Genomic DNA, 10,479 nt, shown 5'->3' with positions numbered 1-10,479 from the left:
GGGGGGGGGGGGCCCCCCCCCCCCCCCCCCGCCCCGCCCCCCCCCCCTCCGCGGTCTCGGCGAAGCTTGCGAGCCGTCGATCGGCATTGCGAGCGAACGAACGGACTCGGATACCGCCGCTCCCTGATGCACAGGACAGACCCTAGGCGACGAGCGCCTTCAGCTTGTCCCGCAAGGAGTCGAGCGACTCGGCCAGCCACGGCATCTCCAGCGGGTCGTCCGACAGGAGCGCCGCGAGGCGCTGCGAGTCGGACTCGCCGTAGAGGCCGGTGACGGCGACGCGGATCGTCAGCGCCGCCGGGTCGTCCCCGAACGCGTCCCCGGCGATGACCACGATCCCGAACTCGTCCAGCAGGACCCGGGCGAGGTCGGCGCTGGTGCGCACGCCCCACCGCTCGGCCAGTGCCGCGCGCAGCGGCCCGAACTCGGGCCACACGTAGAACCCGCCCTGTGGGACCCGCACGTCGCAGCCGACGGCCGCGAAGACCTCGGCGACGGCGTTCGCGACCGCGCCGTGCAGGCGCCGGGCCATGGCGACCCGGTCGACGAGTTCGGCCGGGTCGGACCAGGCGTAGGCCGCGGCGTGCTGCATCGGCAGCGGCGCGGAGGACCAGAGCTCGGACGCGATGCCGCGCACGGTCTCCTGGATCCGGCTCCCCAGTTCCGAACCGGGGAAGCGCGCCGCGCCGATGCGCCAGCCGCCGAGCGCGTAGTTCTTGGAGAGCGCGGTGGTCGTGATCGTGCGCTCGGGCGCCCACTCGCTGGGGGAGGGGAACGCGCCGGGCTTGAACACGAGGTCGCGGTAGATCTCGTCGGCCACGATCACGAGGTCGAGTTCGCGGGCGGCCTCGCACAGGGCCTGCACGGAGGCCTCGGAGGCGAGGCGGCCGGTCGGGTTGTCCGGGAGGGTGACCACGACGAGGCGCGGGTCGCGGCCCGCAGCGCGGGCGTCGCGCACGGCCGCCGCCATGAGGGCCGCGTCGGGCACGCCGCCTTCGCCTTCGGGCACGGGCACCCGGATCGGCTCGCGGCCGAGCAGCTGCGACTGGGCGGCGTAGGAGACCCAGGCGGGCTGGGGGAGGACGACGTCGCCGCCGATGGCGTGCTGGAGCGCGAACAAGAGCGGCTTGGAGCCGGGGCCGAGGAGCACCTGCCCGCCCGCGGTGGGGTTGCCGCGGCGGGTCCAGTACCCGGCGGCGGCGTCGCGGGCCTCGTCGGTCCCGGCGACGGGCCCGTACGCGATCCGGCCGGCGGCCTGGGCGAGGCGCTGGCTCAGCAAGGGGTGCACGGGGATGCCCGCTTCGCCGAAGCCGAGCGCGAGCACCTCCTGCCCGGCGGCGCGGCGGGCGGCGACGGCTTCGTTTGCGGCGAGGGTGGCGGAGACGGTCACAGGTGACTCCTTGGTGGATGGTCTTTCGACGGTCCCAATCTCCTCCGCATGGAGCATCATCGCAAGTATTTCTAGCTGTCGCCGAGGGTAAGATTTCCTTATGCTCGATGTGCGCCGCCTGCGGCTCCTCTATGAATTCGCGGCCCAGGGATCGATAGTCGCCACTGCCTCGGCGACCGGCCAGACCGCCTCCGCCGTCTCGCAGCAGCTGGCCGCCCTGGAGAAGGAGACCGGCGTGTCGCTCCTGGAGCGGACCGCCCGATCGGCCCAGCTGACCGACGCGGGGCGCCGCCTGGTGGCCCACACCGCGCACATCCTGGAGGCGATCGACGCGGCCGAGACCGACCTCGCCGCCGAGTCCGCCGAACCGCGCGGCAGGGTCACCGTCACCGCGTTCCCCACCGTCGCCGTCGCCCTCGCCGGCCCGATCGTGCGCCGCCTGCGCCGCTACCCCGAGCTCCAGATGGTCCTGCTCCAGCAGCACACCGTCTCGGAGTCGCTGGCGCGCGTCCGCTCCGGCGAGATCGACCTGGCCCTCATCGACGACTGGTCGGGCCAGCGCCGCCCGCCCACCGCCGGCACGCTGACCTTCCACCACTTGGTGAACGACCCGCTCGTGGCGGTACTGCCGACCAAGCACCCCTTGGCGGCCAAAGCGGTCCTCTCCGCGCACGAGCTCGCGGGGGAGTCCTGGATCGCCTCCCCGGACGGCGAGCCCTCGCGCATGGCTCTGGCGCGGCTCTGGCGGGCCGAGGGGATCAGCGCGCCGGTCTCGGAGTTCGAGGGGCTCGACACGATCCTCACCCTGGTGGCGAAGGGCCTGGGGGTGACGGTGGCGCCGTGGATGGCCGCGGCCGAGCGCAAGGACGTGGCCGTGCGGAAGGTCGCCGAGGACCTGCCGGGCCGGGAGGTCTACGTGGTCCACCGGACGGCCTCGACGGGCCGCCCGGCGGTGATGACCGTGCTCCAGGCGCTGCACCAGGCCGCGCGGAAGCTCATGACCGCGGCCGAGCAGTTCTAACGAAGGTGCGAGGGCGGGTACGGCGACTCGTCCTCGTCCCACGACGCCGCCTCCGGCTTCGGCCTGGGCTTCGGCTTCTCCTTGGGGGCCTTGGGATCCTTCGGCTGCGGGTTGCGCCGCGCGAGGTAGGCGGCGAGCCAGGTCGTGATCGGCACGGCCGCGATGAGGCCCAGCGTGCCGGCGACCGACCGCACGATCTCCGTGGCGATGATCTGGCTCGTGAGCACCTGCTCCAGCGGCCGGTTCGCGGCGCTGATGAGCACCAGCAGCGGCAGCGACGCGCCCGCGTACGCGAGCACGAGCGTGTTCACGACCGAGGTCAGGTGGTCGCGCCCGACCCGCATCCCCGACTTGAACAGCCGCGCCGAACCCCACTTCGGATTGGCCTTCGCCACTTCGTCCACAGTGGCGGCCTGCGAGACCGTCACGTCGTCGATGACGCCGAGCGCGCCGATGAGGATGCCCGCCAAGAGCAGGCCTGACATGTCGATCGGGTACTGCAGCGCCAGGTTCGTGGTGTTCTCGTCGAGCACCCCGTTGAGCTTCGTGAGGTTCACGGCCGCCTCGGCCAGCAGCACCGTGACGATGAGCGACGCGAGCGTCCCGACCACGGCCACCGTGGTCGTCCGGTTCCAACCGTGCCCCAGGTAGAGCGACACGAGCATGATCGCGGCCGAACCGACCACGGCCACGAGGATCGGCGAGGACCCGTCGAGCACCGCCGGCACCATGAACAGCAGCACCACCGCGAAGGTGATCGCCAGGCTCACCAGGGACCGCAGGCCCTTCCACCGTCCGAACGCGACCACCGCGAGCGCGAACGCGACCCCGAGCGCCCACAACGCGCTGGCGCGGTCGTGGTCGATGATGTGGTACTGCTGGCCCGAGACCGAGTCGGGCGTGTAGATGAGGATGACGTCGTCCCCGACCTCGACCACCGGAGCGCCTGGGCCGCTGGGGATGTCGACGATCGCCTCTTGCTCCGCGTCCACGCCGGTGAGCAGCCGCACGACCACGTCGCCGCACACGGTCGCCTGCAGCTGCTCGTTCAGCTCGGCGTCCGCCTCGTCGCACTCGGTCTCGTGCACCGCGAGCACATGGCCGTCCACCTCGGTGCCGTACGCGTCGACCGCCTCCGCGTCCGCGACCCCGGAGGGCCACAGGAGGATCATGCCGAGGAGCGTCACGGCCGCCGCCGGGACCAGGATCCACAGCGCGGCGCGGGGGACGGCGTCGTTCGGTACGGCATGACTGTGCATGGGCTGCTTCGCGGAATCCTCGTTCACGCCCGTGAGCTTACGATCCCCGCCCCCCGCCGCCGCGCAGCAGCGCGCCCCCCATCGCGCCTGCCGCACGCCTGTCCCGGCGGAGCCCGCCGGTCAAGCACCGGCACCGCAGTGAAGCCGGTGCGTCATAAATGTGCACCGCTCCGACAAATCGGACCGTGAGCAGTCGACTACCAGCAGTTTCGGACTGTAGCGCTCCAGTAGCCCACAGTCAGGACCTTCAAACGTCCACAGGATCGACCCAGCGGACCGCGGAGTAATTGCGCCACAAGTGGAGCAGTGCCGGGTCCCCGCGGACCAGCAGATCGTCGAACGGCAGCCGGTTCCACAGCGCCAGGTACAGCAGCTCCACCGGGCCCTCGATGACGCAGTGCGGGGTCTCGACCTCGCTGAACGTCACGAGCGGACCCGTGTCGGTGGGATGGATGTACCAGTCGCCGCGCCCCGGCGGCAGATCGGTGGCATGGATGTGGAGCACGGACGGACGCAGCGCCCGCACCCTGCTCGAGGGCCTGCCGTGGAACCCCAGCAGCAGCTCGTCGATGCCGTCCGCCGCGAACTCGGGACAGATCGGTGAGATCTCGTCGCCCCGGGCCTGCTCGGCGTCGACACGGTGGATGGTGGTCTCGTGGGCCTGCCTGCGGACCCAGAAGCGGCGCGACGACTCGGAGGGGAACATCTGCCAGCACTGGAGCCCGCTCGGCGCGGCCTCCAGCACGGCGGCGAGCCGCAGCAGCCCTTCGCGGACCCAGTCGACCAGCAGGTCGTCATGGGGCATGGGCCCCACGATGCGCTGGAACTCCTGTTTCCGTGGATCGTAAGGCAACGCTTCGCCCACGATCGCCGCCGCCCATCGATGGACGGTCCCGATGTGGGTCAAGAGATCCTTGACGTTCCATCCTGGGCAGGTGGGCACGCTCGCATTCAGCGCGAGTTCTCCACCAGCGACAGCGATCCGCTCCCCTTCGGTGCGCAGCCCGTTGATTTGATCGCCGATGTTCATCCCCTGAAGTTTCGCACCTGTGTCGCGAATTACGCAAGCTCGGACGATCGACCGATACATAAGTGTTAAAAGAGGAAGCACTGGCGAGTAGGACGTTAAGGGACTCCCGCCCCACCGGCCGCACCCGGATAGGGTCGGGCCGTGGAACACCGACTGCTCGTCATCTCCGACACCCCAGGCTGCCCCCGGCCGCTCACCGAGCAGGTCGCCCTCGCCCTCCGCGGCGGACCCTTCGCACTCGTCCTGCGCGACAAGCACCTCCGCTGGAACGAGCGCACCGCGCTCGCCGCGGCCCTGCAACCGACAATGGACGCCGCCGGCGGACTCCTCATCATCGCCGACCCGGCCGGACCGGTCGCCGCCGCGCACCTCTCCCGCGACTTCCCCGTGCCCGAGCCCCGGCCCGCGATCACCGGCCGCTCCGTCCACGCCGGAGAACCCGTCGACCCCGGCCTCGACTACTGCACCTACTCGCCGATCTGGCCGACCGACTCCAAACCCGGCTACGGGCCCGCGATCGGGCCCGCCGCGCTGCGGGAGGCGTGCGCGGCGAGCCCGGTCCCGGTGTACGCGCTCGGCGGCGTCACCGGCCCCGACCGGGCCCTCGCCGCAAGGGAGGCGGGTGCGGCGGGGGTCGCGGTCATGGGCGCGGTGATGCGCGCCGCCGACCCGGAGCAGGCGGTGCGCTCGCTCCGGGCCGCGCTGGCGTTACCTGGTCAGGCCGTGGTCGGCGATGACCTTGGAGTAGAACTTGGCGCTGTCCTTGGGGGTGCGCACCTGGGTCGCGTAGTCGACGTGGACGATGCCGAAGCGCTTGTCGTAGCCGAAGGCCCACTCGAAGTTGTCCATGAGCGACCAGGCGGTGTAGCCGCGCACGTCGGCGCCGGCCTCGATCGCGTCGTGGACGGCCGCGATGTGCGAGCGCAGGTACGCGACGCGCTCGTCGTCGTGGACCTCGCCGTCCGCGCCCGGTCCGGTCGGGTAGGCCGCGCCGTTCTCGGTGATCATCGTGGGCACGCCGTAGTCCTTGTGGATGCGCACCAGCAGGTCCGTCAGGCCCGTGGCGTCGACGGCCCAGCCCATGTCGGTGAAGTCCAGGCCCTCGGGCGTGTAGCTCTCGATGCCGACGGTGCCCGGGCCGACCTCGCTCTCGGGCTCGTCCGGGTTGGCGCGCAGCCAGGTCGGGCTGTAGTAGTTGATGCCGAGCACGTCGATCGGCTGGTTGATGGTCTCGAGGTCGCCGTCCTGGACGAAGGACCAGTCGGTGTGCCGCTGCGTGCGCTCGACGACGTCGGCCGGGTACTGGCCGCGCAGGATCGGGTCGAAGAAGACCCGGTTCGCGATGCCGTCCACGACCCGCACGGCCTCCTCCTCGCCGCGGCACTGGGTCGGGTTGAGCACGATCGAGACCTGCTCGGCCCCGGCGGCGCGCAGCGACTGCACGGCGAGGCCGTGCGCGAGGTTGAGGTGGTGCACGGCGGCCAGTGCGGCGGCGGGCTCGGTGCGGCCCGGCGCGTGGTGGCCGTTGCCGTAGCCGAGGAAGGCCGAGCACCACGGCTCGTTCAGGGTCCACCAGGTGTGGACGCGGTCGGAGAGGCGGGCGCCGACGATGGCGGCGTAGTCGCCGAACCGCTCGGCGGTCTCGCGCTCGGGCCAGCCGCCGCGGTCCTCGAACCCCTGCGGGAGGTCCCAGTGGTAGAGCGTGGGCATCGGCTTGATGCCGGCGGCCACGAGCTTGTCGACGAGCCGGTCGTAGAAGTCCAGGCCCTTGGGGTTGGCCGGGCCGGTGCCGTCGGGCTGGATGCGCGGCCAGGCGATGGAGAACCGGTAGGTGTCGACGCCGAGGGAGGCCATCAGGGCGATGTCCTCGTCGACGCGGTGGTAGTGGTCGCAGGCCACGGCGCCGGACTGGCCGCGCCAGGTCTTCCCGGGCGTGGCGGAGAACGTGTCCCAGATGGACTGGCCCCGGCCGTCCTCGGTCGCCGCGCCCTCGATCTGGTAAGAGGCCGTGGCGGTCCCCCACAGGAAGCCCTGGGGGAAGGTCAGCTGCGTCATCGGTCGCACCTTTCGCGAACTATTCGGCTGTACTTCTGTAACAGCAGGAGGTTGCCGGGCCCCGGAATGATACGTCATTGGTATCGCTCCCATGAACCGGGTGGCAACAGATATCGATCCAATCCGTCCCGGTAACGATTCGGCAATGCACACTTGACAATCAGTGTTACCCAGAGCACCATTGCCAGCGTCGCCCCAACGGCGGGTGAGGCAGTCCCGACCTGGGGTGGAACCAGTGAGAGCGGTTCCTACCAGGTGGGGACAGGGAGGCAGTCGGACTCGCCGGGGGCACCACACCTGCGAAGAGAGGGAAACCCCGATGAGCAAGACACGAAGAATCTCCTGCCTTGCGGCTGCCGCCAGTGCCACCGCGATCGCCGTGACGGCGTGCGGCGCCCCCGACGAGGGGAACGAACAGGAAAGCTTCAACATCCGCGGTGAGATCCCCGCGGCCGCCGAGGACTGCGCGCAGTACGACTCCTACGGCGACTTCGAGGACGAGACCGTCAGCATCTTCGCGTCCATCCTGGACCAGGAGGCCGACGAGATGCAGGCCGGCTGGTACTACTTCGAAGAGTGCACCGGCATCAACATCGAGTACGAGGGCACCGGCCAGTTCGAGGCCGACATGAAGGTCCGCGTCGACGGCGGCACCGCCCCCGACATCGCGCTCTTCCCGCAGCCCGGTCTCATGTCCAACTTCAAGGACGACCTGGTCCCGGCCTCGCCGGAGCTCACCACGCTCGCCACCGAGGGCTGGTCGGAGGACTGGCTGGCCTACGGCACCATCGACGGCCAGCTCTACGCCGCGCCGAACTCCGCGAACGCCAAGTCGTTCATCTGGTACTCGCCGCAGTTCTTCGCCGACAACGGCTACACCGTCCCCACCACGTGGGACGAGCTGATCACCCTCTCCGACACGATCGCCGCCGACGGGGTCACCCCGTGGTGCGCCGGCTTCGAATCGGGCGGCGCCACCGGCTGGCCGGGCACCGACTGGATCGAGGACATCGTCCTCCGCGAGGGCACCGACGTGTACGACCAGTGGGTCAACCACGAGATCCCCTTCAACGACCCGCAGATCGTCGCCGCGATCGACAAGGCCGGATCGGTGCTCCAGAACGAGGAGTACGTCTTCAACGGCCCGGACACGATCAGCTCCACCGCGTTCCAGACCGCCGGCCACCCGATCCTGGACGGCGAGTGCGCCTTCTACCGCATGGCCTCCTTCTACGGCGCCATGTGGCCTGACGGCACCGAGGTCGCCGAGGACGGCGACGTGTTCGCGTTCCAGTTCCCCGAGACCGACCCGGCCGCCAACACCATGCTCGTCGGCGGCGAGTTCGTGGCCGCGTTCTCCGACTCCGAGGCCACCGAGGCCACCCGCCAGTTCCTGGCGTCGGAGCTCTACCACAGCACGCGTCTGCAGACCGGCCCGTGGAGCACTGCCCAGCAGGGCGTCGACCCGGCGGTCGCCACGACCCCGGTCAACGTGTTCGCCACCGAGATCCTGACCGACCCGGCCGTCACCGTCCGCTTCGACGGCTCGGACCTCATGCCCGGTGAAGTCGGCGCCTCGTCCTTCTGGACCGGCATCGTCGAATGGGCCGACGGCACCAAGACCTCGCAGGAGATGGCCGACGACATCGAAGCCTCCTGGCCGCAGTAGCCTGCCGCCTGCACAGCTGTAGATGAGCACGCCGAGCGGGACCGGACCGGTCCCGCTCGGCCCCATTGCCCCCCGGGCGCAGCTGGCAAGCCGTCATCAGGCAGAGACAACTGGAGTCGCACAACGTGGACATCTCCGATTACACCGACCGCTTCGGCCTCCTGGGCGTCGGCCTCGTCGCCTTCGCAGCGGTCCTCCTGGCCCTCTACGGGCTCGCCGAACTCGCCTCGCGCCGCGACCGCAGCCGTGCGGTCGCGCTCGTGTTCCTGGCCCCCGCCGTCCTGTTCCTCGTGGTCGGCCTCGTCTACCCCGCCATCCGCACCATCGCCATGTCGTTCTTCTCCGGCGACGGTTCGGAGTTCGTGGGGATCGACAACTACACCTGGGCCGTCACCGACCCGGACGCCCTGAAAGTCCTCATCAACACCGTCCTGTGGATCGTCATCGTCCCGCTCGTGTCCACGGTCGTCGGCCTCGTCTACGCCGTCCTCATCGACGGCCGCAAGGGCGAGCGCGCCTACAAGGCCCTCGTGTTCCTCCCGATGGGCATCTCGTTCGTGGGCGCCTCGATCATCTGGAAGCTCGTCTACGAGTACGACCGCTCGGGCGACCAGATCGGCCTGCTCAACCAGATCCTCGTCTGGTTCGGCGGCGACCCCGTGAACTGGCTCAACGAGACCCCCTGGAACAACTTCCTCCTCATGGTGGTCCTCGTGTGGATCGAGGTCGGCTTCGCGACGGTCGTCCTCTCGGCCGCGCTCAAGGGCGTGCCGACCGAGATCGTCGAGGCCGCCCGCATCGACGGGGCCAGCCCGTCGGAGATCTTCTGGAACGTCACCGTCCCGTCGATCCGCTCGGCCATCGTCGTCGTCGCCGTCACCGTCTTCATCGCCACGCTGAAGCTCTTCGACATCGTGCGCGCGATGACCGGCGGCCACCACGGCACCGACGTCCTCGCCCACAACATGTGGGACCAGGCCTTCCGGCTCGGCAATGACGGACGCGGCGCCACCATGGCCGTGCTGCTGTTCGCGCTCGTCATCCCCGTCGTCATCTACCAGGTGCGCAACATGCGCCGCCAGGAACTGGAGACCCGATGAGCGTCGACACCAAAGCGCAGGAAAAGGCCTCCCGGATCGGCGAGACCCGCGGCGCGCGCCTGCGCCGCGTCTTCTCCAGCCGGGCCGCGAGCATCGTCGCGCTCGTCATCGCAGCACTGTGGACGATCCCGACCGCCGGGCTCTTCATCTCGTCGCTGCGCCCCGAGGACGACATCAACGCGTCCGGCTGGTGGATGTTCTTCACCAACCCGGGCTCGGCCACGCTGGAGACCTACAACTACGTCCTGTACTCGAACACGCAGGGCGGCGGGCTCATCCGCAACCTCATCAACACGATCGTCATCACCATCCCCGGCGTGGTCATCCCGGTGGTGTTCGCGGCCATGGCGGCCTACGCGCTGTCCTGGATCGACTTCAAGGGCCGGAACTTCCTGTACATCGCGATCTTCGCGCTGCAGGTCGTCCCGCTCCAGATGGCGCTCATCCCGCTCCTGTCGTTCTTCAGCCAGGGCCTCCACATCGGCGGCGTGACCATCACGCCCGCCTGGGAGCTCGAGGGCGTGAACACGATCGTGCAAGTCTGGATCGCGCACGCGATCTTCGGGCTGCCGCTCGCGATCTTCCTGCTGCACAACTTCATGCGGGAACTCCCGGGCGACGTCATGGAGGCCGCCCGGATCGACGGCGCGACCCACTCGCAGATCTTCCGCAAGGTGGTCCTGCCGCTGGTGACCCCGGCGATCGCGTCCATCGCGATCTTCCAGTTCCTGTGGGTGTGGAACGACTTCCTGGTCGGCCGCACCTTCGGCGGCGGCGAGGCCACCCGGCCGCTCACCGCGGTCCTCGGCGACATGGCCGGCAGCTGGGGCAACAACTGGACCCGCCTGCCGGCGGCGGGCTTCCTCGCGATCATCGTGCCGCTCCTGGTGTTCCTGCTGCTCCAGCGCTACTTCGTGCGCGGGCTGCTGGCGGGCTCCGTCAAGGGCTAGCGCGA

Annotated in this window: 8 protein-coding genes and 1 pseudogene; 5 read left to right on the top strand and 4 right to left on the bottom strand. The window is 70.1% G+C overall.

Going from position 1 to position 10,479, the window contains the following annotated elements:
• Positions 1-142: 142 nt before the first annotated feature.
• A complete protein-coding gene (locus tag O2L52_RS06240; protein WP_270114472.1) occupies positions 143-1,390 on the bottom strand; it encodes a pyridoxal phosphate-dependent aminotransferase in 1,248 nt (415 codons plus the stop codon).
• A gap of 100 nt (positions 1,391-1,490) precedes the next feature.
• Here O2L52_RS06240 and O2L52_RS06235 point away from each other — a divergent pair, with 100 nt between their 5' ends.
• Positions 1,491-2,411 (top strand): LysR family transcriptional regulator, encoded by a 921-nt coding sequence (locus tag O2L52_RS06235; RefSeq protein ID WP_270114471.1) that lies wholly within the window; start codon positions 1,491-1,493, stop codon positions 2,409-2,411.
• On the opposite strand, the gene O2L52_RS06230 is transcribed toward O2L52_RS06235, so the two are convergent.
• Positions 2,408-3,697, bottom strand: coding sequence for a YibE/F family protein (locus O2L52_RS06230; protein ID WP_270114470.1), 1,290 nt, complete (start codon positions 3,695-3,697; stop codon positions 2,408-2,410). The genes O2L52_RS06235 and O2L52_RS06230 overlap by 4 nt on opposite strands.
• A 220-nt stretch (positions 3,698-3,917) precedes the next feature.
• Entirely contained in the window at positions 3,918-4,700 is a 783-nt protein-coding gene (locus O2L52_RS06225; protein WP_270114469.1) for a maleylpyruvate isomerase family mycothiol-dependent enzyme, read from the bottom strand.
• A 141-nt stretch (positions 4,701-4,841) separates the two neighbouring features.
• Here O2L52_RS06225 and O2L52_RS25430 point away from each other — a divergent pair.
• Positions 4,842-5,294: pseudogene (locus O2L52_RS25430) on the top strand (thiamine phosphate synthase); the annotation flags it as partial.
• A gap of 114 nt (positions 5,295-5,408) precedes the next feature.
• Here O2L52_RS25430 and O2L52_RS06215 read toward each other — a convergent pair.
• On the bottom strand, positions 5,409-6,755 hold the full coding sequence (locus O2L52_RS06215; protein ID WP_270114467.1) for a GH1 family beta-glucosidase: 1,347 nt from the start codon (positions 6,753-6,755) through the stop codon (positions 5,409-5,411).
• A 319-nt stretch (positions 6,756-7,074) separates the two neighbouring features.
• Here O2L52_RS06215 and O2L52_RS06210 point away from each other — a divergent pair, with 319 nt between their 5' ends.
• The 3 genes from O2L52_RS06210 (at position 7,075) to O2L52_RS06200 (ending at position 10,474) form a co-directional block, all read left to right on the top strand.
• Complete coding sequence (locus tag O2L52_RS06210; RefSeq protein WP_270114466.1) at positions 7,075-8,424, top strand: ABC transporter substrate-binding protein; 1,350 nt, start codon at positions 7,075-7,077, stop codon at positions 8,422-8,424.
• Between the two features lie 125 nt (positions 8,425-8,549).
• Entirely contained in the window at positions 8,550-9,524 is a 975-nt protein-coding gene (locus O2L52_RS06205) for a carbohydrate ABC transporter permease (protein ID WP_270114465.1), read from the top strand.
• The gene (locus O2L52_RS06200; RefSeq protein ID WP_270114464.1) at positions 9,521-10,474 is read left to right on the top strand and encodes a carbohydrate ABC transporter permease; all 954 of its coding nucleotides are present in this window, start codon (positions 9,521-9,523) and stop codon (positions 10,472-10,474) included. Before O2L52_RS06205 ends, O2L52_RS06200 begins: the two co-directional genes overlap by 4 nt.
• Positions 10,475-10,479 lie beyond the last annotated feature (5 nt).

This window comes from Glycomyces algeriensis, from assembly GCF_027622855.1.
GTDB classification, from domain to species: Bacteria; Actinomycetota; Actinomycetes; order Mycobacteriales; family Micromonosporaceae; genus Glycomyces; species Glycomyces algeriensis.
The sequence above is the reverse complement of the archived record's forward strand: the minus strand, read 5'-3'. Positions and strand labels throughout refer to the sequence as shown.

Excerpts from the sequence above, each read along its gene's own strand:
- O2L52_RS06235 (WP_270114471.1), top strand. The coding sequence starts at position 1,491 with ATGCTCGATGTGCGCCGCCTGCGGCTCCTCTATGAATTCGCGGCCCAG.
- O2L52_RS06225 (WP_270114469.1), bottom strand. The coding sequence starts at position 4,700 with ATGAACATCGGCGATCAAATCAACGGGCTGCGCACCGAAGGGGAGCGG.
- O2L52_RS06215 (WP_270114467.1), bottom strand. The coding sequence starts at position 6,755 with ATGACGCAGCTGACCTTCCCCCAGGGCTTCCTGTGGGGGACCGCCACG.
- O2L52_RS06210 (WP_270114466.1), top strand. The coding sequence starts at position 7,075 with ATGAGCAAGACACGAAGAATCTCCTGCCTTGCGGCTGCCGCCAGTGCC.
- O2L52_RS06200 (WP_270114464.1), top strand. The coding sequence starts at position 9,521 with ATGAGCGTCGACACCAAAGCGCAGGAAAAGGCCTCCCGGATCGGCGAG.